24 protein-coding genes and 2 tRNA genes are annotated in these 20,378 nt (G+C 67.2%); 16 read left to right on the forward strand and 10 right to left on the reverse strand.

The window, feature by feature from the left end; all coding sequences use genetic code 11:
- Positions 1-69 precede the first annotated feature (69 nt).
- The 5 genes from OHA25_RS17245 to OHA25_RS17265 are packed head-to-tail and all read left to right on the forward strand — an operon-like array spanning position 70 to position 4,187.
- Positions 70-837 carry a DUF5131 family protein gene (locus OHA25_RS17245; protein ID WP_327588586.1) on the forward strand — a complete coding sequence of 256 codons (768 nt, stop codon included), beginning with the start codon at positions 70-72 and terminating at the stop codon, positions 835-837.
- Entirely contained in the window at positions 834-1,139 is a 306-nt protein-coding gene (locus OHA25_RS17250) for a hypothetical protein (RefSeq protein WP_327588587.1), read from the forward strand. Before OHA25_RS17245 ends, OHA25_RS17250 begins: the two co-directional genes overlap by 4 nt.
- On the forward strand, positions 1,136-2,596 hold the full coding sequence (locus OHA25_RS17255; protein WP_327588588.1) for a replication initiator: 1,461 nt from the start codon (positions 1,136-1,138) through the stop codon (positions 2,594-2,596). The genes OHA25_RS17250 and OHA25_RS17255 overlap by 4 nt, the downstream gene beginning before the upstream one ends.
- Positions 2,593-2,787 (forward strand): helix-turn-helix transcriptional regulator, encoded by a 195-nt coding sequence (locus OHA25_RS17260; RefSeq protein ID WP_327588589.1) that lies wholly within the window; start codon positions 2,593-2,595, stop codon positions 2,785-2,787. The genes OHA25_RS17255 and OHA25_RS17260 overlap by 4 nt, the downstream gene beginning before the upstream one ends.
- Positions 2,784-4,187, forward strand: coding sequence for a tyrosine-type recombinase/integrase (locus tag OHA25_RS17265; RefSeq protein ID WP_327588590.1), 1,404 nt, complete (start codon positions 2,784-2,786; stop codon positions 4,185-4,187). The genes OHA25_RS17260 and OHA25_RS17265 overlap by 4 nt, the downstream gene beginning before the upstream one ends.
- A 140-nt stretch (positions 4,188-4,327) precedes the next feature.
- Here the strand turns inward: OHA25_RS17265 and OHA25_RS17270 are convergent.
- Positions 4,328-4,400 (reverse strand) — tRNA-Arg (locus OHA25_RS17270).
- 957 nt (positions 4,401-5,357) lie between these two features.
- Between OHA25_RS17270 and OHA25_RS17275 the strand changes: the two genes are divergently transcribed.
- The gene (locus OHA25_RS17275) at positions 5,358-6,446 is read left to right on the forward strand and encodes a D-alanyl-D-alanine carboxypeptidase family protein (RefSeq protein ID WP_327588591.1); all 1,089 of its coding nucleotides are present in this window, start codon (positions 5,358-5,360) and stop codon (positions 6,444-6,446) included.
- Positions 6,447-6,501: 55 nt separating this feature from the next.
- Here the strand turns inward: OHA25_RS17275 and cpaB are convergent, their stop codons facing one another.
- From cpaB to OHA25_RS17305, 6 genes are all read right to left on the reverse strand, one after another.
- The gene (gene cpaB, locus OHA25_RS17280) at positions 6,502-7,086 is read right to left on the reverse strand and encodes a Flp pilus assembly protein CpaB (RefSeq protein ID WP_327588592.1); all 585 of its coding nucleotides are present in this window, start codon (positions 7,084-7,086) and stop codon (positions 6,502-6,504) included.
- Positions 7,083-7,889: an S-methyl-5'-thioadenosine phosphorylase gene (locus tag OHA25_RS17285; RefSeq protein WP_327588593.1), complete on the reverse strand. Its 807-nt coding sequence runs from the start codon at positions 7,887-7,889 to the stop codon at positions 7,083-7,085. The genes cpaB and OHA25_RS17285 overlap by 4 nt, the downstream gene beginning before the upstream one ends.
- A 136-nt stretch (positions 7,890-8,025) precedes the next feature.
- A complete protein-coding gene (locus OHA25_RS17290) occupies positions 8,026-8,580 on the reverse strand; it encodes a hypothetical protein (RefSeq protein ID WP_327588594.1) in 555 nt (184 codons plus the stop codon).
- Positions 8,581-8,596: 16 nt separating this feature from the next.
- A complete protein-coding gene (locus OHA25_RS17295) occupies positions 8,597-8,908 on the reverse strand; it encodes an FmdB family zinc ribbon protein (protein ID WP_327588595.1) in 312 nt (103 codons plus the stop codon).
- Between the two features lie 69 nt (positions 8,909-8,977).
- Positions 8,978-10,483 carry a potassium/proton antiporter gene (locus OHA25_RS17300; protein WP_327588596.1) on the reverse strand — a complete coding sequence of 502 codons (1,506 nt, stop codon included), beginning with the start codon at positions 10,481-10,483 and terminating at the stop codon, positions 8,978-8,980.
- Positions 10,484-10,506: 23 nt separating this feature from the next.
- On the reverse strand, positions 10,507-11,076 hold the full coding sequence (locus OHA25_RS17305; protein WP_327588597.1) for a 5-formyltetrahydrofolate cyclo-ligase: 570 nt from the start codon (positions 11,074-11,076) through the stop codon (positions 10,507-10,509).
- 24 nt (positions 11,077-11,100) lie between these two features.
- Between OHA25_RS17305 and galU the strand changes: the two genes are divergently transcribed.
- From galU to OHA25_RS17340, 7 genes are all read left to right on the forward strand, one after another.
- Positions 11,101-12,003, forward strand: a complete 903-nt coding sequence (gene galU / locus OHA25_RS17310; protein ID WP_305921190.1) for a UTP--glucose-1-phosphate uridylyltransferase GalU — start codon at positions 11,101-11,103, stop codon at positions 12,001-12,003.
- Positions 11,990-13,177, forward strand: a complete 1,188-nt coding sequence (glp, locus tag OHA25_RS17315) for a molybdotransferase-like divisome protein Glp (protein ID WP_327588598.1) — start codon at positions 11,990-11,992, stop codon at positions 13,175-13,177. Before galU ends, glp begins: the two co-directional genes overlap by 14 nt.
- 52 nt (positions 13,178-13,229) lie before the next feature.
- Positions 13,230-13,709 carry a cyclic pyranopterin monophosphate synthase MoaC gene (gene moaC / locus OHA25_RS17320; protein WP_305921188.1) on the forward strand — a complete coding sequence of 160 codons (480 nt, stop codon included), beginning with the start codon at positions 13,230-13,232 and terminating at the stop codon, positions 13,707-13,709.
- Positions 13,709-14,188 (forward strand): MogA/MoaB family molybdenum cofactor biosynthesis protein, encoded by a 480-nt coding sequence (locus OHA25_RS17325; protein WP_327588599.1) that lies wholly within the window; start codon positions 13,709-13,711, stop codon positions 14,186-14,188. Before moaC ends, OHA25_RS17325 begins: the two co-directional genes overlap by 1 nt.
- A 47-nt stretch (positions 14,189-14,235) precedes the next feature.
- Positions 14,236-14,889, forward strand: coding sequence for a GNAT family N-acetyltransferase (locus OHA25_RS17330; RefSeq protein WP_305921239.1), 654 nt, complete (start codon positions 14,236-14,238; stop codon positions 14,887-14,889).
- Positions 14,890-15,018: 129 nt separating this feature from the next.
- Entirely contained in the window at positions 15,019-15,624 is a 606-nt protein-coding gene (sepX, locus tag OHA25_RS17335; protein ID WP_327588600.1) for a divisome protein SepX/GlpR, read from the forward strand.
- A gap of 49 nt (positions 15,625-15,673) precedes the next feature.
- Positions 15,674-15,750 (forward strand) — tRNA-Ala (locus OHA25_RS17340).
- A 680-nt stretch (positions 15,751-16,430) separates the two neighbouring features.
- Here OHA25_RS17340 and OHA25_RS17345 read toward each other — a convergent pair.
- Positions 16,431-16,832, reverse strand: a complete 402-nt coding sequence (locus OHA25_RS17345) for a DUF2690 domain-containing protein (RefSeq protein WP_327588601.1) — start codon at positions 16,830-16,832, stop codon at positions 16,431-16,433.
- Positions 16,833-16,993: 161 nt separating this feature from the next.
- On the opposite strand from OHA25_RS17345, the gene OHA25_RS17350 reads away from it, so the two are divergent.
- Together OHA25_RS17350 and OHA25_RS17355 are read left to right on the forward strand one after the other, a co-directional pair.
- A complete protein-coding gene (locus OHA25_RS17350) occupies positions 16,994-17,524 on the forward strand; it encodes a TolB family protein (protein WP_327588602.1) in 531 nt (176 codons plus the stop codon).
- Positions 17,524-17,940 (forward strand): TolB family protein, encoded by a 417-nt coding sequence (locus OHA25_RS17355; protein ID WP_327588603.1) that lies wholly within the window; start codon positions 17,524-17,526, stop codon positions 17,938-17,940. The genes OHA25_RS17350 and OHA25_RS17355 overlap by 1 nt, the downstream gene beginning before the upstream one ends.
- A gap of 112 nt (positions 17,941-18,052) precedes the next feature.
- Here the strand turns inward: OHA25_RS17355 and OHA25_RS17360 are convergent, their stop codons facing one another.
- Both OHA25_RS17360 and OHA25_RS17365 read right to left on the reverse strand, forming a co-directional pair.
- Positions 18,053-18,376, reverse strand: a complete 324-nt coding sequence (locus OHA25_RS17360; protein WP_327588604.1) for a hypothetical protein — start codon at positions 18,374-18,376, stop codon at positions 18,053-18,055.
- Positions 18,377-18,850: 474 nt separating this feature from the next.
- Entirely contained in the window at positions 18,851-19,555 is a 705-nt protein-coding gene (locus OHA25_RS17365; RefSeq protein ID WP_327588605.1) for a DUF4386 domain-containing protein, read from the reverse strand.
- Positions 19,556-19,713: 158 nt separating this feature from the next.
- On the opposite strand from OHA25_RS17365, the gene OHA25_RS17370 reads away from it, so the two are divergent.
- Positions 19,714-20,367: a TetR/AcrR family transcriptional regulator gene (locus tag OHA25_RS17370; protein ID WP_327588606.1), complete on the forward strand. Its 654-nt coding sequence runs from the start codon at positions 19,714-19,716 to the stop codon at positions 20,365-20,367.
- Positions 20,368-20,378: the final 11 nt, after the last annotated feature.

The following is a 20,378-nucleotide window of genomic DNA, read 5'->3' on the forward strand; positions in this document are numbered from 1 at the left end:
CGGATCGGCCGTGCTTGGCGGCGGGCCGCTCCGGGATTCCAACCACCAAGAGGAGAGGAGGTCGCTGACGTGACTGCTCAGACGGCCATCGAATGGACCGAGACGACATGGAATCCGGTGACCGGATGCGACCGAATCTCGCCGGGTTGTGACAACTGCTACGCCCTACGCCTGGCCGGTCGACTGAAGGCCATGGGGCAGGCTCGCTACGCGAACGACGGCGATCCCCGCACGAGCGGGCCTGGGTTCGCCGTGACATGCCATCCCGCCGCGCTGGCAGACCCTTACAGGTGGCGGCGTGCCCGCATGGTGTTCGTCAATTCCATGTCGGACCTCTTCCACGCCAAGGTGCCGGCCACCTTCGTAGCCGAGGTGTGGCGCGTGATGGCGAACACTCCGCAGCACGTCTACCAGGTACTTACCAAGCGCCCCGAGCGGATGGTGCGGACCGTGGCCAAGCTTGCAGGCACGTACGGTGTGCTGCCGAACGTGTGGCTGGGGACTTCGGTTGAGGCCGACGCCTACACCCGGCGAATTGAGTACCTTCGCCGTACGCCTGCTGCGGTGCGTTTCCTGTCGCTGGAACCGTTGCTCGAAGCGCTCCCGTCGCTGGATCTCACGGGGATCGGCTGGGTCATCGTCGGCGGGGAGAGCGGGCCTGGCCACCGTCCGATCCGGGCCGAATGGGTGACTCCGATTCGAGACGCCTGCGTTGCCGCCGAGATCCCGTTCTTCTTCAAGCAGTGGGGCGGGCGCACGCCAAAAGCAGGCGGCAGAGAGCTCGACGGCCGTGTCTGGAACCAGTTCCCCGACCATGCCCAGAGGAGACACACGTGATCAACCTGAACGTGATTGCGGACCTGTTGCCGGAAGAGATCGCGGTGGCGCTGTATGCGTCGGACATGCCGAGCGGCGCTGAGGCGAAGGATCTGTCTGTCACGCGCGTGCTGCGCTGGGTGGGACAAGGGCTGGACCGTCTGGGCGGCAATGAGTCGGTTCAGGCGCTGGCCGAGAAGCCTCAGCCGGTGGACGACCGGTCGGCGCAGGCGCTGCGGGCCGCGAACGCGGTGTGGGACCTGACCATAGACCTGCAACCCACGGTGGTGATCGCTACGCCGTGCGGGAGGCCGGTGTGGTGAGCGTCGTTGATACCGCGCCGCTGGTGTCCATCCCGCGCGGACTTCAGGACCGTTTTCGGGCGGTGGCTCGGCTCGGCGGCTGCTCTCAGCCGATCCGGGTCCGCGGCGATGTCCGGCACGTGCTTCCCGATGGACGGGTCCGGCTGGCCTACTCGACACGTCGCGAGCCGGGCTGCGTGATGCTGGTGCCGTGCGGCAACCGGCGCGCTTCACGCTGCCCGTCGTGCGCAGAGACCTACCGGGCCGACACGTTCCACCTGATCCGGGCAGGCTTGCTCGGCGGCGACAAGGGCGTGCCGGCAACTGTCCGGACCCATCCTCGCGTGCTGGCCACCTTCACCGCGCCTGGCTTCGGAGCGGTGCACGCCCATCGCCCGCGGAAGGACGAGCGGCGCGGACTGCGGTTGCCGTGCCACCCTCGCCGCAACGCTGCGACGTGCCCGCATGGGCGGCGGATGTCGTGCACGGACCGGCACGAGGCCGATGACGAGCTGGTGGGTCAACCGCTGTGCGCGGACTGCTACGACTACACCGGACACGTGCTGTGGAATGCCGAAGTTGGCCGACTGTGGCAGCGCTTCACGATGCGGCTGCGGCGCGAGCTGGCGCAGCTGGCGGGCCTGACCGAGGCGGCATTCAACCGGCAGGCACGCGTCTCGTTCGCCAAGGTGGCCGAGTTCCAAGCGCGCGGCATGGTCCACTTCCACGCGGTGATCCGGGTGGACGGCCGAGACTCGGACGGCGACTTGGCCGATGCCCCGGACTGGGCAACCGTGGAGCTGCTGGCGGACGCGATCCGGGCCGCGGCTGCTGGCGTTCACGTCAGCTCGCCCAACGATCCTGCCTCGGGCGGATCACGCCGCATCGTGTTCGGTCATGTCGATGTGGCGCCCATCGTCGCCGATGAGCTGACCGGCGCGGAGATGACCGAAGAGAAGGTAGCGGGCTACATCGCCAAGTACGCAACCAAGGGTGCCACCACCGAGGGCACGGTGGATCGCCGCATCAAAGAACGCGGCGACATCGACGGCCTGGCGCTGACACCCCATCAACGCCGTCTGATCGATACCTGCTGGCAGCTCGGGGACACTGACGCTCACCCGAAGCTTGCTGGCCTGCGACTGCGGCCGTGGGCACACATGCTCGGCTATCGCGGCCACTTCTCGACCAAGTCACGCCGCTACTCGACCACGCTCGGCGCGCTTCGCGAGGTGAGGTGTTCCTTTCGTCGCCAGCAAGCCCTCAAGCAGGGTGGGGACCGCTGGCAACCCGTGGACTCCTCCACTCTGGTGATCGCCACCTGGCACTTCGCCGGACAGGGCTACGTCGACGCCGCCGACACGTACATCGCCACGCTCGTACGCCAAGAACGCGAAGAACGTCGAAGATCACGTTGGCCGCAGACAAGACCGGTGAACCAACCACGGAACGTACCCAAGGAAGGGGTGGCAGCATGACCACACGACGCGATCAGCTATTGCCGCTTCCGGAGGTCCTGGAAGAGTTGGGCGGCGTCTCGCGGCGGACCTTCTACCGGTGGCGCGAGCTGGGCCGCGCGCCGGTGTGCGTCAAGCTACCCAACGGCGACCTGCGCATCTGGCGGAGCGATCTCACGGCATGGCTGGAATCGCTGAGGGAAACGGCATGAAGACGACCAGCTACGACGTCAAGTTCTGGGAGCTGCGGCCGAACCTGTCGAGTCCCAAACCAGGCAAACCGAGACGCGTCGTCTCGTACACCGCGCGTTGGACCGTGGCCGGCGCGCCCAAGTCCAAGACGCTGCGAACCAAGCAACAGGCCCAGAACTACCTGGCCGAACTGCGGCAAGCAGCCAAGGACGGGGAAGCCTTCGACATCGCCAGCGGTCTGCCGCTGTCGCATCTTGAATCCGAACCTGAACCTGTCGGACCGTCCGTCCTGGAGTTTGCGCAAGACTACGTGATCAGTCGATGGCCACACACGGCTGCCAGAACGCGCGAAACCGATGCTTACGCCCTGCTGTGTGTGATTCCCGCACTGGTGGCTGATCTACCCGACCGACCGACCGATGACGAGCTGCGGGAAGTCCTGCGCAACCACGTGCTACTGCCCGAGGGCAGACGGGCCGAGTTGACCAGGGAACAGACCGTGACCTTGCGATGGCTGGAGAAGGCATCACTGCCGCTGTCCGCGCTGGAAGAAGACGGTATCGCTCGGACCGCGCTGGCCGCCATCTCAGTGACGTTCGCGGGCAAGGCCGCTGCGCCCAACACGATCGCTCGCAAACGCGAGGTGCTCAACCATCTGCTTGAACTCGCCGTTCATGGGGAGAAGCTGACGAGCAACCCGCTGAAGAACCTCAAGGGGATCACGAGCCGCCGTCCCAAGACGGTCGTCGCGGTGGACCCTCGAATGGTGGTCAACCCTCGACAGGCCAAGGCGCTTCTCGAAGCCGTGCCAAAGGTCGGCCGGACGCGAGGTCAGCGATTGAAGGCCATGTTCGCCTGCATGTACTACGCCGCGCTCCGGCCAGAAGAGGCGGCCGACCTTCGCGCGGACAACCTGACTTTGCCTGAGAAGGGCTGGGGATTGATCATCCTGGAGAGGGCGCGACCTCAAGCCAACAAGAGGTGGACCACGTCGGGAGAGACGCACGACGCGCGGCATCTCAAGCATCGCGCCGAGAAGGAAACCCGAGAGATCCCCATTCCGCCCGTTCTTGTAGCGATCCTGCGGGACCACATCAAGACCTACGGAACGGCCGAGGACGGACGACTGTTCCGAACCTCACGCGGCAAGCCCTACTCGGCGTCGGCTTACACGACCGTTTGGCAGGAAACGCGCATGCTGGCCTTCACGCGAGCACAGGCGCGCTCGCCCTTGGCGGGCAGGCCGTACGACCTACGGCACGCGGCGGTGTCCTTGTGGCTGAACGCGGGTGTGCCGGCGGCCGAGGTGGCGAAGCGAGCGGGCACAAGCGTGGAGGTCCTGCACCGCGTATACGAGAAGTGCCTTGACGGGCAACGCCGAACTGTCAACGGGAAGATCAATAGAGCGCTGGGAGCGTAGCAAAACGGTCCGAGATCATTCCGAGCATATTCCGTGATCACTGACCTACGGCTGCATACGGTTGCTCTCGCTGACAGGATCATGCCGAGACGGAATCAAGGAAACCGCTGGTCAGAGCGGGAAATGCCTGGTCAATCAAGTGCCCCCGGCAGGATTCGAACCTGCGGCACCCGCTTTAGGAGAGCGGTGCTCTATCCCCTGAGCTACGGAGGCGGACTCTCGTAAGCCTAGCGAAAGTCTGGCACTGCGTGGGACGTAGGTCTGGGAAGAGTTTGGGGGGGTGGGTTATGGGTGCTCTGAGCTGCGGTAAAGGCATGACAAGTGATCAGATTCGTGAGCGTCCACCGTGGATAGCGTCTGCCTGTGACCAGGAGGCGGTGCAGGCAGGTGCGGCGGCGGCCCGTTGTGTTGTTCGGGGCGTTGCTGGCGCCGGCGATCCTTGCCGGCGGATTGCTGGTGGGCCAGGCGCGGGGGCTTGAGGATGGTGTCGTGTCCGCTGGTATGGCGGGTGGCGGCGGTGGGAGGGGGCTGGTGTTCGGGCCGAGGCTCGTGCCCGCGCCGGCTGGTCCTGATCGTATGTACGAAGCTGTTGTGCCGGCGCCGGTGAGGGTGGTGGCTAAGGAGCCCCGGGGCGGGGACGAGGATGTCGCTGCCGAGCCTGGTCCGCCGTCTGTTGGCGAGGAGCCCTATACGCCTGCTCCTGTGCAGCCCTGGGATGGGTGTCCGGCGGCGTGGGTGGACACCTGGTTGTGGGAGCTGTGCCGGGAGGAGGAGCAAGTAGGCACTCTGGGGTTTGCCGACAGCTCCATGCCCGGGCTTTGAGGTTGCTGGGTTAGCCCTCTTGGTCGGCTGCTGTGGTGGGTCCCGGGGTGGATGGCGGTGGGCAGGTGCACGCTTGGTACGGCGCACGGTCCGCGGGTTGCAGGGATGAGGGGGCCATTCTGGGGGGCGGGTGGGTGGTTGTGCCGGTCCGGAAGCGAGGGCTCCAGGTGATGGGCTGGGGTGGGGTTATGGCTGGTTGTGGGGGGTGGTTGTGGAAAGTGGGTCTTTTGTCTCATAACAGCTCTCCGGAGTTCGGTCCGGACACTCTGGGGGCTGTAGTAACGTGCGTGCCTGACCCAGGTAACGAGTTTGCATACGGAGGAGTCGAACGTGCCAGCCCCTCGATCAGTGGGTCTGATCGCGGTCGTCATGGCGGTGGTGGCTTCTCTTTTGGTGCCTGCTGCGGCGGGTCAGGCTCAAGCTCAGGTTCGGGGCTCGGCTGATCGGCAGGCACGTGCTCAGGAACTGCGGGATCCGAACGACCTTGGTGAGCTCAGGAAAGCGGCTGAGCGGTCGGCCAAGGAGCTCGAAGAGGCCACCAAGGCTCTAGAGAACCGGCGGAGCACGATCGCGGCCTCCGAGAAGGAGCTCAAGACCAAGCTGACCGCGCTGCAGGAGTTGGAGCGACGGCTCACGGTGATGCGGCAGCCCGTGTCGCAGATGGTCGAGTTGTTGTACGAGCAGCCGATCGCGGCAGGAGGGGTCCTGCCGTTTATGGCCGAGGGGGCGGATGAGGGGACCCTGCGGGCCTTGTCCGATGCCACCCAGATGGTCGCAGTGCGGCAGCAGGTTGTTGAGCAGACCAGTGCGCTCTACAAGGAGACCGAGCGGCTGGCGGCCGAGGCTCAGGAGCTCCGGGCCGGCAACCTGCTGGCGGAGGCGCAGTTGGCGGCCGAGGTCGATACGTTGCGGCAGCGGTCGGACAAGATCGTGAAGTCGTTGACCGCGGCCTTGGTGAAGCTGGGCATCAAGATCGACAAAGTGGGGCGGGCGGCGCTGGGGTGCGATCCGTTGCGGGCGGCGACGGCTGGGGACTTTCCCAACGGGCTCATCCCCAAGGGCATGCTCTGTCCGTTGCAGCAGAAGGGGTTCAGTCTGCGGGCTGACGCCACCATCGCGTTCGTGAGCTTGAACGAGGCCTATCGCAAGCGGTTCGGGAAGCCCATTTGCGTTACCGACGCCTACCGGAGCCTGGCTGCGCAGCAGTCCATTTACTATCGGCGGCCGGGGTTCGCCGCCGTGCCGGGGCGGAGTAACCACGGGCTGGGGCTGGCTGTGGACCTGTGTGGTGGGGTGGAGAGATCGGGCTCCAGCGAGTTCGTGTGGATGGAGCGGAACTCCAAGAAGTATGGGTGGTTCCATCCGTCGTGGGCCTACAGCAGCCCGTTCGAGCCGTGGCATTGGGAGTATGACCCCAAGATGGATTCGCTGCTCTAGCAATCGCTGGTAGCTCCGTCTCTCCAGCGTCCTCGAGCTCTTCGATTGCTGGTTGTCAGGGTGCCGTGATGATGGTGATCGAGAGGCGGGCGCTTGCTTGGGCGGCGGCCAGTTCTGCTGCTTGGGTCGGGGTGGTCGCCAGGACGACGAGGGCGCCGTGGCTGTCGTCTTCTTGCCGGTCTGCGGCTGTTATCACTCTTACGTCTTCTGCGATGGCGCGGGCCGGGTGGGTGTCCTCCCAGGCTGCCAGGACGTTGATCCTGGAGCCAGGGGAGAGGAGTTTCGCCGCTTCCGGGTCGGAGATGCGTACGGGAGTGGCGACCATGCCTGGTGAGAGGCGGTAGGAGTCCAGGAGGCGGGCGTCCGTCAAGGGCTCGCCTCTGCGCATGGGGGAGGTCAGGTAGCGGCCGACTGCGGCCGTTGTCGTGCGTACGGCGCCGTCTGGGACGTGGTTGATCGGGACCGGGTGGAGGTCTGACGGGGTCAGGGGGCCGGGGAGGAGGTCGCGGGTCGCCACCAGGACCGTGGTGGGCGGGGATGGGCGGGTGGCGAGATAGGCGGATATGACGGCTATGGCGGCGAGCGTTGCCGCCGCGAGGCGGCGGCGACGGCCGTAGCGGTTGAGCCAGGATTGGATCACGGTAGGTCGAAGGGGAGCTTGAGGCCGTCCAGGGTCGAGCCGCAGGGGCACGTGCGCTCTTCGGGCAGGGCTTGCACGGTCTCCGACACCAGCGTGCGCATGCGGGTGACGTTTTGGGCGAAGAACTCGAGGACCTCGTCATGTGTCACGCCCTGGCCCGCCTCCACCCCGGCGTCGTGGTCGGTCACCAGGCAGAGCGACGTGTAACACAGGGCCAGCTCGCGGGCCAGGACCGCTTCGGGGAAACCGGTCATGCCGACGATCGACCAGCCGTTGGCCGCGAACCACTGCGACTCTGCCCGGGTGGAGAAGCGCGGGCCCTCGATGACCACCAGCGTGCCGCCGTCGACGGTTTCCCAGTCGCCCGTGCGGGCTGCTCCTACGGCCACCGCTCGGCCCGACGGGCAGTAAGGGTCGGCGAACGCGACGTGGACGGCGCCGTCTATGTCGTAATAGGTCTGGACGCGGCCTGAGGTGCGATCTACCAATTGGTCGGGGATGACCATGGCGCCCGGGCCGTATTCGGCTTGCAGGGAGCCTACAGCGCTTGGCGCGAGCACTTGGCGAACGCCGAGCGAGCGCAGGGCCCAGAGGTTGGCGCGGTAGGGGATGCGGTGCGGCGGGAAACGGTGATCTCGGCCGTGGCGGGGGATGAAAGCGACGGAACGGGAGCCGATGCGTCCGACCGTGACGACGTCGCTGGGAGGGCCGTAGGGGGTGGCTAGCTCGATTTCCTCGGCATCGTCGAGGAGCGAGTAGAAGCCTGAGCCTCCGATGACGCCTATGTCTGCGCGAGTGACCATGGCGCTGAGAGTAGTCGGATGGGGGCTGGGTGTGGGGCGGCCGAGGGCTGTTCTGTGGATAACTCCGACCGCTCCGGGTCCCCAGTGCCACGTGCCCAGGCGATCGCAGCTGGCGGCCTACCCCGGGGCATCGCGGCTAGCGCCAGACGACGTCGTTGAGGAAGGTTTCGATGGCCGTCAGCACCTGGCCGAGAACCTCGCCGGATCCGCGTAGCGGCCCCGGCACCATCATGCCGTGGTCGGCGTCCGCGACCTCCAGGACGTGCGGCGTCAGCTCCCGCGCCAGCCCGCCGTCCCAGTAATCGTCCCCGGTGCCGCCGACCAGGAGGAACGGCTCCGTGGCCCGGCTCAGCGCCTCCGCGCACGCGGGCTTCGTCAGCAAGGGCGTCAGCCAGACGGCCGGAAGGGCGCGGACAGCGGCGACGCCGGCGCCGTACGAACCGAGTGACTTGCCGATCAACACAGGCGTGGGGGAGGAGGGCAGCTTCTCCACGACGGATGTCACCTGATCGTGGACCCAGAGCCAGTTGTCCACCATGGGGCGGTCTTCCGGCGGCGTCCACCAGATCAGTTCCAGCTTGGCGCCCCGCCGGGCGGCGACCGCGCTCGCGTAGGCCAGGAGGCCTGCGTACGGGCCGCCCCTGCCGCCAGGGATGATTACGGCTTGCTGGGCCGGCCCGCCCTCTACCATCCCGGAAAAGGGCCGCTCAGTTGGAGGCGGCGGCGGGAGCCGGGGTAGTGGTGGAGGAGCTGGAGGAGTCCGAGGAGGACTTGCTCTCCGACGACTTCGACGACCCGTTGGAGGACGACCCGTTGGAGGACGCGGTCGACGAGGGGGACGACGTGCGGTTGTCGGTCCGGTAGAAGCCCGAGCCCTTGAACACGATGCCCACCGCGGAGAACACCTTCCGCAGGTTGCCCTGGCAGGCCGGGCACACCGTCAACGCGTCGTCGCTGAACTTCTGAACGACCTCGAGCGGCTCACCGCAGTCGTTGCAGGCGTACTGGTAAGTCGGCACGCGGCTCCTCCTTCAGAGTCTGGCACTCCGGCGTTGCGACTGCTAATGGTAACCGATTAGGTCAAACGCCTATTCCAATCCCCGCTCTCCGTACCAGCCGGCCAGCTTGCCACTGCGGCTGACCGCCCGCAGGCGGCGTTCGACCTGGTCGCGGCACGAGGCGGTGGTGACGATGAGGAGCTGGTCGTTCACCCTGACCCGGGTGGTGCTGGCGGGCACGAACGATTTGGACTCGCGGACGATCAGCGTCACCTGGGCGCCGGCCGGCAGGCGCAGCTCGAAGATCTCCACGCCGTGCAGGCGCGAGCCGGGCGGCACGCGGACCTGCAGCAGGTCCGCCTTGAGCTCCTCCAGCGGCGCGGCCTCCACCGCGAGATCGTGTGCCTCGCCGGGGGCGGCCACCCTGAGCAGCCGGGCCGCGAACGGCAGCGTCGGCCCCTGGAGCAGGGTGAACACGATGACGATCACGAAGACCTGGTTGAAGATCTCCTTGGAGTAGTCGACGTCGGCCGCCCAGGGGATGGTCGCGAGCACGATCGGGATCGCGCCCCGCAGCCCGGCCCACGACAGGAACGCCTGCTCGCGCCAGCTCACCCAGCCCTGCCGCAACGCCCACGACAGCAGGGAGCTCACCAGTACGGAGAGCGGGCGGGCCAGGAGCACCAGGACGGTGCCGGTGATCAGGCCGGGTACGACGGCCGACGGCATCTCCTTGGGGCTGGCCAGCAGACCCAGCATGACGAACAGCCCGATTTGCGCCAGCCAGGCGGCGCCCTCCGCGAAACCCCTGGTCGCCGCCCGGTGCGGCAGCCGCGAATTGCCCAGGATCAGCGCCGACAGGTAGACGGCCAGGAAGCCGGAGCCGTGCAGCAGCACCGCGCCGCCGTACGAGACGAAGGTGAGCGCGAGGACGGCGATGGGGTAGAGGCCGGAGGCGGGGAGCGCGACGCGGCGCAGGGCGTACGCGCCCGCCGGGCCGACGGCGAGGCCGATCGCCGCGCCGATGATCAGCTCGACGGAGGTCTCCAGGAGGAACGTTCCCAACGTCGGCGACGAGTTCGACGCCCCGCTGAGCAGCACCACGGCGATCACGGTCGGGGCGTCGTTGAAGCCGGACTCCGCCTCCAGGGCGCCGGCCAGCCGGGGCGGGAGCGGCAACCGCCGCAGGACGGAGAAGACGGCCGCCGCGTCCGTGGAGGCCAGTACCGCGCCGAGGATCAGCGCCGCATTCGGGCCGAGGCCGAGCAGTCCCTGTGCGGCCAGCGCCACCACGACGATGCTGACCGTCACGCCCACGGTCGCCAGCACCAGGGCCAAGGGCACCGAACGCCGCACGTGGGACCAGTTCGTGGTGAGTCCGCCCTCGGCCAGGATCACGGCCAGCGCGGTCAGGCCGATTTGCTGCGCCACGTGCGGGTTGTCGAAAAGGATCCCGAACCCGGATTCCCCCAGGAGCAGACCGAAGCCCAGGTACACGAGCAGACTGGGCAGGCCCATGCGATGCGCGACACGTACGGACGCAATGGCCGCGATGACGATGACAGCACCGAGAAGGAGCCAGATCTCAAGCGTCATCTGGCCCCCTCTCGTACTTTCGTTCACATAAGACTAGTGAGTCCCGCTGGTGTCATGGCATAGCGGACTCGTCGATCGTGCGGCTCCGCGGGGATGCCGTCGATCAGCTCGCCGTCGTGCAGCAAAGCCACCGTTGGCACGTTCGGGCCGACCCTGGCCAGGGCACGATCGTACGAGCCGCCGCCGCGGCCGAGGCGCACCCCCGTACGTCGGTCGACCGCCAGCGCGGGCACGATCACCAGCGCGGCCGTGCGGATGGCGTCGACGCCGCGGCGTGCGTCGACCGGCTCCATGATCCCGAAGCGTCCCGGCGCCAGTGTGTCCGGCCCGTCGTACACTGCCCAATCCAGGTCATAGTCGTCACGCAGGACGGGAAGGATCACCGTGGCGCCGTGTTTCCACAGAGCGAACACGAGCCCGTGCGTATCCGGCTCCACCCCCGTCGACCAGTAGCAGGCCACCAGGCCGGCCATCTGGACCCACGGCTGCTCGAGCAGCGTTTCGCGGACCTTGATGGCGTTTGCCCGCAACTGCTCGGGGGAGAGTGAGCTACGCGCCGCGTTCAGCTCGCGGCGCAGGTTCAACTTGTCCACAGGTCCCTCCACTAGGGTCTACTCATGGCTGACTTTGACCCTGTGACGAAAGCCGTCGTGCCCGCCGCGGGTCTGGGCACCCGGTTCCTCCCGGCGACCAAGGCGACACCCAAAGAGATGTTGCCCATCGTCGACAAGCCCGCGATCCAGTATGTCGTCGAGGAGGCCGCCTCCGCCGGGCTGCTCGATGTGCTCATGGTCACCGGCAAGAACAAGCGCTCCATAGAGGACCACTTCGACCGCGCGTTCGAGCTCGAGGAGGCCTTGGAGGCGAAGGGCGACGAGCATCGGCTGTCCCAGGTCCGTGAGCCCGCCTCGCTGGCGACGCTCCACTATGTGCGGCAGGGCGAGCCGAAGGGGCTCGGCCACGCGGTGTTGTGCGCCAAGCAGCACGTCGGTGACCACCCGTTCGCCTGCCTGCTCGGCGACGACTTGATCGACTATCGCGACCCGCTGCTCAAACGCATGATAGAGGTGCGCGACACGTTCGGCGGCAGCGTGATCGCGCTGATGGAGGTGCCCAAGGAGCAGGTCTCGCTGTACGGCGTCGCGACCATCGAGGCCACCGCCGAGGACGACGTCGTGCGGGTGACCGATCTGGTGGAGAAGCCGCCGGTCGACGAGGCGCCGTCCAATTGGGCCATCATCGGGCGTTATGTGATCGATCCCGCGGTGTTCGAGGTGCTGGAGGACACTCCACCGGGGCGTGGGGGCGAGATCCAGCTCACCGACGCGCTGCGCACGCTCGCGGCGCGCGGCTCCCATGAGGGCGGCCCGGTGCACGGGGTGCTGTTCAGGGGACGGCGGTACGACACTGGAGACAAGCTGGATTACTTGCGGACCGTGGTGAAGTTCGCGGCGGATCGGGAGGATCTGGCCGGTGATTTCGTGCCGTGGTTGCGGGAGTTCCTCGATGAAATCGGTTGACGCGCATCTGGCCGAGATCCTGGCCACCGTGCGTCCTCTGGCGCCGCTGGAGCTCGAGTTGGAGCAGGCGCTGGGGGCGACGCTGGCCGAGGAGGTGTCGTCGCCGGTGCCGCTGCCGCCGTTCGACAACTCGGCCATGGATGGCTATGCCGTGCGATCGGCGGATATCACCGACCTTCCGGTGAGGTTGCCGGTGATCGACGACGTGGCGGCCGGGTCTCATGAGCTGCGGGCTGTGGGGCCGGGGCACGCCGTACGCATCATGACCGGGGCTCCCGTCCCGGCCGGCGCCGATGCCGTGGTGCCGGTGGAGTGGACGGACGGGGGGACGGTCTCGGTGACGATCGACCGCCCCGTACAGGAAGGCAACGCGATCCGCCGGGCGGGGGAGGACGTGCAGGCCGGCGAGGTCGTGCTCAAGACCGGCACAGTGATCGGGGCGGCGCAGCTGGGGATCATCGCCGGGGTGGGGCGGCGGCGGGTGCTGGCGCGGCCGCGGCCTCGGGTCGTCGTCATCTCCACCGGCGCCGAGCTGGTGGAGCCGGGCGGGCAGCTGGCGCCCGGGCAGATCTGGGATTCCAACAGCTTCACGTTGACGGCCGCGGTGCGGGAGACGGGCGCGGAGGGGTTCCGCGCGGGCTCCGTCGGGGACGATCCCGCCGTGCTGCTCGACCGGCTCGACACCCACCTGGTGCGGGCCGATGCGATCATCACCAGCGGTGGGGTGTCGATGGGGGCCTACGAGCCGGTCAAGGAGGCTCTGTCCCCGCTGGGCACCGTACGTTTCGAGAAGGTCGCCATGCAGCCGGGGATGCCGCAGGGGTTCGGCGTCCTGGGTGAGGACGAGGTGCCGATCTTCGCCCTGCCCGGCAATCCGGTGTCGTCTTATGTCTCTTTCATGCTGTTCGTACGTCCTGCGCTCGCCAAGATGCGCGGGCTGCCCGGCGGCCTGCCTGAAGCGGTGACCGCCTACGTCACCGGCCCGCTGCGCTCGCCCGCGGGGCGGCGGTCCTACCTGCGGGGCGTGCTCGCCTCCGACGGCACCGTGTCGCCGGTGCACGGGCAGGGCTCGCATCAGCTGGCGGCCCTGGCCTCGGCGAACGCGCTGATCGTGGTGCCCGAGGACGTGACCGAGGTGCCCGGTGGCAGCGAGGTGGAGGTGATCCGGCTGTGAGAGGGCGAAGCGGGCACAGCGGCCTCCTCGCCGGACCGGCGAGGAGGAGTCTATGAGCGAGCTGACGCACATCGACGAAACGGGCGCCGCGCGCATGGTGGACGTGTCCGCCAAGGACGTGTCGGCGCGTAGTGCCGTGGCCACCGGCCGGGTGCTGCTGTCGGCCGAGGTGGTCGCGTTGCTGCGGTCGGGGGAGGTGCCCAAGGGTGACGCGCTGGGGGTGGCGCGGATCGCGGGGATCATGGGGGCGAAGCGGACTCCTGATCTCATTCCGCTCTGTCATCCGATCGCGTTGCACGGGGTGAAGGTCACGCTGGACGTCGAGGACTGGGGCGTGGCGATCACGTGCCGGGTGAAGACGGCCGACCGCACCGGCGTGGAGATGGAGGCGCTGACGGCGGTCTCGGTCGCGGCGCTGGCCCTGATCGACATGGTCAAGGCGGTGGATCCGGGAGCGGTGATCACCGACGTGCGGGTGGAGGAGAAGCTGGGCGGGAAGACCGGCCGCTGGACGAGGGAGCCGGAGGGCTGATGCGGGCACTGGTGATCACCGTGTCGAACCGGGCGTCCGCCGGGATTTATGCCGATAAATCAGGACCGTTGCTGGTCGAGCTGCTCCGCGACGACGCCGGGTGCGAGGTCGTCGACGGCCCGCTGGTGGTGCCGGACGGTGACCCCGTCGAGGCGGCGCTGCGCAAGGGGCTGGCGGACGGCTACGACGTCATCGTGACCACCGGGGGGACCGGGCTGACGCCGATGGATCTGACGCCGGAGATCACCGCCCGGGTGATCTCCCGGGAGATTCCTGGCATCGCCGAGGCGATCAGGATGGCGAACCGCGACAAGGTCCCGACCTCCGTCCTGTCCCGTGGGCTGGCCGGTCAAGCAGGCAACACCTTGATCGTGAACCTGCCCGGATCGTCCGGTGGCGTACGCGATGGCGTGGCCGTACTCGCCCCGATCCTGCGGCACGCGGTCGACCAGATCGGGGGCGGCGATCACCCGCGCTGACCGTGATTCGGTGCGCACGTGGCGACATCATGCCCGATGGGGGGATGATGAGAGATGTGGATCGACTTCGTGGCTGGCCGGCGGCCCTCAACGAAGGCCCGGTAGGCCTCCGGCCGCTGCGGCTGAGCGACGTACGCGTGTGGCGCGAGACCAGGCTGCGCAATGCGGACTGGCTGCGTCCCTGGGAGCCGAGCAATCCTGAGACGCCCCTGTTCAGGACCGGGCTCGGCCCCTACATCTCCATGGTCGGCACCCTGCGGCGCGAGGCCAGGCAAGGGCTGGCGCTGCCGTGGGTGGTCACGTACGAGGGGCGCTTCGCGGGCCAGCTGACCGTGGGCGCGATCGTGTGGGGATCCGCCCGATCTGCCCAGGTCGGATACTGGATCGACGGCGCCCTGGCCGGCCGGGGGATCACCCCCACCGCCCTCGCCATGGCCGTCGACCATTGCTTCTTCACCACCGGATTGCATCGGCTAGAGGCGAACATCCGCCCCGAGAACCAAGCCAGCCGTAGGGTGGTTGAGAAGCTCGGATTCAGGGAAGAAGGCATTCGGCGTCGCCAACTCCACATTGACGGAGCCTGGCGCGACCACATTTGCTACGCGTTGACCGTCGAGGACGTGCCCGGCGGGCTGCTCGTGCAGTGGCGTCGCGCCCGCGAGTCGGCCGCTCGCGGGGGGTCTCCTGTCGAAGAGGTTTGACGATCTCGCGACACACCGCACCGAATGCTCGTCAATCAGAACACGCGGTCTTACGGTGCGTGACGTGAGCACATTGAAGACGCAACGAACCCACATGCGTTTTCGTGCTGCCCTCATACGGAGGTGGCCGTGAGCAGCGTCCTCCTCTACCTCGCCATTGTCGTCATGTGGCTGTGCGTCCTCATCCCGATGTGGCTGCGCAAGGACAAGACGAACCTCGCCGAGCTGGCCGAGCTCGAGGAGTACTACACCGGCGAGCACCAGCTGCCCGACCTCGACAACCTGGAGCCCTCGTCCATGGAGGGCTCCGATGAGGACGAGGGCGCGCCGCCGCCGCCGTCGTCGTCGGAGGCCGAGAAGGTCGACGTCCGCCGGTTCCGGCTGCGGCGCCGCGCCATCATCGTCGCCCGCCGGCGCCGGCTGCTGTTCTTCACCACGCTGCTGGTGCTGGCCTCGGTCGTCACGGCCGCGGTCCAGATGATCCCGTGGTGGGGGGTCGCGCCGTCCGTGGTCATCATGCTGGCGTACATGGGGTTCCTACGGGTCGCCGTACAGGTGGACAGTGAACGCCGGGTACGGGCTCGCCAGGCGCGCGCTGAGCGACTGCGGCGGGCCCGCGAGCGCCGCCAGGTCGTCGAAGAGCCGCCGGCCGAGGTGATCGATCTTACGTCGCTGCACCAGGACGTCCTGTTCGACCAGTACGCCGAGCCGCCCAGGCGGGCGGTGGGGGACTGAAACGGTGGCGCGAGGACCCTCAAAGGTTTGCTAATCTGGTCGAGTCCTTGGGGATGTAGCGCAGTCCGGTAGCGCACTTCGTTCGCATCGAAGGGGTCAGGGGTTCGAATCCCCTCATCTCCACCAGGAAGTTGCAGGTAACAAGGGGTTTCGGAGTTGATCCGGAGCCCCTTTTCCCTTGTCTGGGAGTCGATGGGAGCCAATCGGGGAGCCATCTCAGTCGGACTCTCTACCCGTGTCGGCTGTCGCCGAAGATGGTGTTCATGGTCTGGGCACCCTTGGTGATCATCGGTCGGGCAATCTCCCCTCAGGAGTCCCTCACCCCCAGGGCTTCGGCATAGTGGAGATTTGTTCGGTTCCTTGGTCATGTGAGGCCGAGGACTACGAGGGTGCGGGAAGGAACCACGACTCAACTCCGGCCGTTGGGTTCGTTAGATGATCGGCTGCTAGCGACAGGGGAACCCGGATGCGTTGGCGAACTGTCTGGTTGTTACTCGCTGCGTCCCTGACTGCGGGATTGCTCGGCCTCTTCGTCCTCACCGGAACACTCCAGCTTGTCGCACAGCTCATGATCCCGGTACTCCTCGGCTCCGCCGTGATCTGCGCCCGGATTCTCATGCGGCAAGACGATGAGCGCCGCAGCACTGGCGAGCGTACCGTCGGAGACGTGATCTCCGAACAGGGAGCCAAGATCACCCGAACCCAGCAAGAACCAGGCTCAGAGCCCTGAGATACCAGGGTCTCAGTTCGCGTTTGTACGGGAGGCGGCTTCGGATCCACATGACGGCTCCGCGGCGTGGTCTTCGTCACCCCGCCGTGGTGTCTGTGGTTACCTTCTTCTCTTCGCCCGAGGGCAGTTTGATGAAGGCCTGGGCGGTGACGGGGGTGTTCATGCCGAAGATCATGTCGGTGTACAGGGGCGGGATGGTGGTGTTGTAGCTGGTGCAGCCGGCCGGGTGGCAGAGCCTGGCCTCCCTGGAGAGGATCTCGAGCCTGGCCGACCAGGAGTCGGGCATCTTCAGCCTGGCCCAGTTCGTGCCGCACGTCTTGGAGTACCAGTTCTCCAGATAGGCCGTGCCGTACTTGGTGGTGATCTCCTTGAGGCTGCCGATGACGGCGGTGGCGGAGTCCCAGTAGCCCCACATGCGTGGCGATTTGCCGTGGCAGTCGTAGCCCAGGGTGGTGCCGCCGCAGGCCTGCGTTGGCATCGGGTCCCTGCCTGCGGGGTAGGTCGCAACGGGGTGGCCCCAGCGCTGGGGATGGCCACGGAGCGGGGCTGCAGCACCACCAGCGCCACATTGGACGCCAACGGTCACAGCCGGGCTTGCGGCGGAGGAGGTGGTCTGCTGGCGGAGGCAACCCGACCCGTTTGACCGACACCTCCGCCCCCACGAGTAACCGCTATCCGATGTGGTCGCCCGACGGCACCAAGATTGCCTTCGCCAGCACCAGGGACGGCGGCGACACCTTCGAGATCTACACGATGAACGCCGACGGCTCGGGGCTGACACGGCTCACCAACGACCCGGGAGACGATGTCCATCCGGCCTGGTCGCCCGACGGCACCAAGATTGCCTTCGCGAGCACCAGGGACGGCGGCAATTACAAGATCTTTGTCATGAACGCCGACGGCTCGGGGCCGACCAGGCTCACCAACCCCGCTCCTCCGCTGCACGACCAACATCCCACCTGGTCGCCCGACGGCACCAGGATCGAGTTTGATCGAGGCACTCTCAACAACGATGAAGACATCTGGGTGATGAACGCCGACGGCACCAACCAGAGCCAGGTGACCAGCCCCCCTTCAACGCCGATCCCTACTGGTCCCCGGACGGCGCCAAGGTCACCCTCGAGAGCGGCGCCAACGATCCCAACAACAACTTCTGGAACATCTTCGTGATGAACCCCGACGGCACCGGCCGGGTCAACCTCACCAACGACACCATGACCCAAAACCAGCACCCCGCCTGGTCTCCTGACGGCGCCAAGATCCTCTGGGACACCAACCGCGGTGGCGGCACCTTCCAGATCTGGGTGATGAACGCCAACGGCACTGGCCAGAGGCAGTTGACCAACGACCCTAACTCCAACTCCCGCGATCCCGACCAACAGAGATTGATAACGCCCTCGCTGACGATCAGCGAGCTTCCTGCAGAGGGCTTCACCCAGGGTCGCCACCGCCACCGCCAGCGCCAAGTCCAGCAAGACCGCCAGCATCAAGCCCAGCAAGACCGCCAGCACCAAGCCCAGCGCGACCGCCAGCACGACCGCCAGCACCAAGGCCAGAGCCAGAGCCAGAAGATGAGCCTGGCTTGATGCCCCTCTGACGCCGGAGGCAAAGGGAGAATTAACCTGCGGCCCTGATCCGCAGAATTAGTCGAACCAACAGTCCACCGCCGACGGGCGACGGTGGACTGTTGGCCGAGGATCAGCCGTTCACCACCTCGTTCCGCGCGCGCTGCCACACGTGCATGCTGGCGGCGCGAATCTCGGTCGCGTCGCGGAAGCAAGCGGGATAGAGCAGGTTTTCCGGGCCGTCGCCGTTAGGCACGCTGGGGTCAGGTATAGCCAGAGGTGGCACCTCGACGACTACCCGCCACTCGTCGGGACCGCACTGAGCCAGGACAGTGCCCGGCAGCCACGGCCACGAGTCGCGATCGTCGTTCTGGTCATCGCGTAGGGGATAACTGACGAGGACGGGGGTGTCCTCGGGGAAACGCCCGTCATTGTCGTCAGGAAGATACTCGATCATGGGATTCCTCTCCAGCCCCGGGGAGGAGCCACGGGAGGCGAACCCAGCGTGAGCCGTAGAACCGCTTCAGCTCATGGCCGACAGGCGGACAATCTGGCCAGTTCGCCTGCCACCGCTCACTCAGTTCAGGCTGCTCATCGAGCACGCAACGCCACGTCATGAGGCCAGCGTAGAGAGATCACCAACCTGGACGCGAAAGCATTTCGCGGGCCACCGGCCAAGCGGTCTGACGAGGGCCTACCTGGAAAGCGATCACCTCTTCTCCAGGAAACGATCTTCAACGCTGCCCCTCCGTCCCGGGTCGGGCCTATTCGTGAACACCTCTGGCCCTCACCTGGGAACTGCCGTACGGAGCAGGGTGAGCGACCAGCCCGGTCAGGAGAGCGTCGGAATCGGCGGCCGGGATGGGGGCGCGGACTGGGTGACTCAGATGGCCCCTGCGGGGGGTGGCCGTGCCGGAGGCGGGGTTCGACATCACATCGACGCGGGTGCCGCCGCGTGCGCCTGCGGCGCTTGGTCGAGGGCGTGACGGCGGACGCCGCGGGCCAGCAGGTAGATGATCATCCAGAACTCGCCCACGGTCGCGGGATACACAAGGGCGTCAGCGACAACTCTTGCCTCGGGAGCGAGGTACCCGAGGAACGCGCTGAGTACATAGCCGATGCCGCCGATGATGAGCACCCAGCCCAGTGGGCGCGGCATCCACCTGGAGCGGAGCACGCAGGAGCCCATGGGGATGAGCCACAGGCCGAAGAAGAGCGCGCCCACGCCCCATAGGTGGCCGCTGACCAGGTACAGGAGTTGGACGGTCGTTGCCGCGTCGCCGACCGGGTTGAGCGCGACCTCAACCGCCGCCGCAAGCAGCGCCGCGCTGCCGAGGACCGCGACCGCGTTGACGAGGCCGAAGGCGGCGATGCCGCTGGCGGCAAGGGAGTCTGCGGTGCGGAACAGGCGGTAGAACCATAGGGCGGTGAGCGCCTGAGTGAGGACGATGAGCAGCTCAAGAGCGACCCCGGCGCGCGCGAGCGACTCGTTCGCGACCAGGTGGGCCAGCGTTGCACCGGGATCGTCGGCCGCGAATAGTTGCGGCCGGATGGTCAGGAATCCGAGTGCGCCGGTGATGGCGAGGCCGAGGTAGAGCAACCCGGTCATGCGGGCAGTGCGGATCAGCGCGGGCATGGTGGCTCCTTCAGACGCTGTGCCGGCTCGTGCGATCGGCTGGTCGACCGAACGGGACTACCTTACAGCGTAAGACAACCATACCATGTAAGGTGCTGACAAGAGTTGGGAGTCGGGTGAGAGGGAAGGCATCTCGGGAGCCGCTGAGTCGCGAGCGCGTGCTGGTGGCGGCGGTCGCCTTGGTGGATGCGGAGGGGATCCAGGCGCTGACGATGCGTCGCCTCGCCGCCGATCTCGGCGTCGAGGCCATGTCGCTGTACTATCACCTGCCCGGCAAGGAGGCCCTGCTCGACGGTCTCGTTGAGAGCGTGATCGATCAGATCGATGCCGCGGTAAGCCACCTCGACGCGACTGCGATTGAGGGAGACTGGCGTACACGGTTGCGGCAGCGGTTCCTGGCGGCGCGTGAAGTCATGCTGCGTCATCCGTGGGCGCCCGGGCTGATCGTCTCGCGCCCGACCATCCCGGTCGGCGTGTACGCGTACTATGACGGGATCGTGGGCACGTTGGTCGGCACCGGATTCTCCTACAGAATCGCGCACCGGGCACTGCACGCGTTCGGCAGCCTGCCTTTCGGGTTCGCGCAGGAGATCTTCACTCCCGCGTCGGCGGGGGGGAGCCTTGAGGTCGACGTCGCGGAGGCAGAGTTCGCCGCGATGGCCGAGGCCCTGCCTCACCTGACCGCGATGGTGGCAAACGAGATCCACGACGTCGCCGACGCCACGCTGGGTTGGTGCGACAGTCAGGTCGAGTTCGAGTTCACTCTCGACCTGCTCTTGGACGGGCTCGAACGCCTTCGCGGTCAGGCGTGACCAGGCGTCGG

Source organism: Nonomuraea sp. NBC_00507, from assembly GCF_036013525.1.
Classification (GTDB): domain Bacteria; phylum Actinomycetota; class Actinomycetes; order Streptosporangiales; family Streptosporangiaceae; genus Nonomuraea.

Coding starts and splice junctions, on each gene's coding strand:
- OHA25_RS17260 (WP_327588589.1), top strand. CDS start 2,593: ATGACCACACGACGCGATCAGCTATTGCCGCTTCCGGAGGTCCTGGAA.
- OHA25_RS17265 (WP_327588590.1), top strand. CDS start 2,784: ATGAAGACGACCAGCTACGACGTCAAGTTCTGGGAGCTGCGGCCGAAC.
- OHA25_RS17285 (WP_327588593.1), bottom strand. CDS start 7,889: ATGGTCACTCGCGCAGACATAGGCGTCATCGGAGGCTCAGGCTTCTAC.
- OHA25_RS17290 (WP_327588594.1), bottom strand. CDS start 8,580: ATGGTAGAGGGCGGGCCGGCCCAGCAAGCCGTAATCATCCCTGGCGGC.
- OHA25_RS17300 (WP_327588596.1), bottom strand. CDS start 10,483: ATGACGCTTGAGATCTGGCTCCTTCTCGGTGCTGTCATCGTCATCGCG.
- galU (WP_305921190.1), top strand. CDS start 11,101: ATGGCTGACTTTGACCCTGTGACGAAAGCCGTCGTGCCCGCCGCGGGT.
- glp (WP_327588598.1), top strand. CDS start 11,990: ATGAAATCGGTTGACGCGCATCTGGCCGAGATCCTGGCCACCGTGCGT.
- moaC (WP_305921188.1), top strand. CDS start 13,230: ATGAGCGAGCTGACGCACATCGACGAAACGGGCGCCGCGCGCATGGTG.
- OHA25_RS17325 (WP_327588599.1), top strand. CDS start 13,709: ATGCGGGCACTGGTGATCACCGTGTCGAACCGGGCGTCCGCCGGGATT.
- OHA25_RS17330 (WP_305921239.1), top strand. CDS start 14,236: ATGAGAGATGTGGATCGACTTCGTGGCTGGCCGGCGGCCCTCAACGAA.
- OHA25_RS17345 (WP_327588601.1), bottom strand. CDS start 16,832: ATGCCAACGCAGGCCTGCGGCGGCACCACCCTGGGCTACGACTGCCAC.
- OHA25_RS17355 (WP_327588603.1), top strand. CDS start 17,524: ATGAACCCCGACGGCACCGGCCGGGTCAACCTCACCAACGACACCATG.
- OHA25_RS17360 (WP_327588604.1), bottom strand. CDS start 18,376: ATGATCGAGTATCTTCCTGACGACAATGACGGGCGTTTCCCCGAGGAC.
- OHA25_RS17365 (WP_327588605.1), bottom strand. CDS start 19,555: ATGCCCGCGCTGATCCGCACTGCCCGCATGACCGGGTTGCTCTACCTC.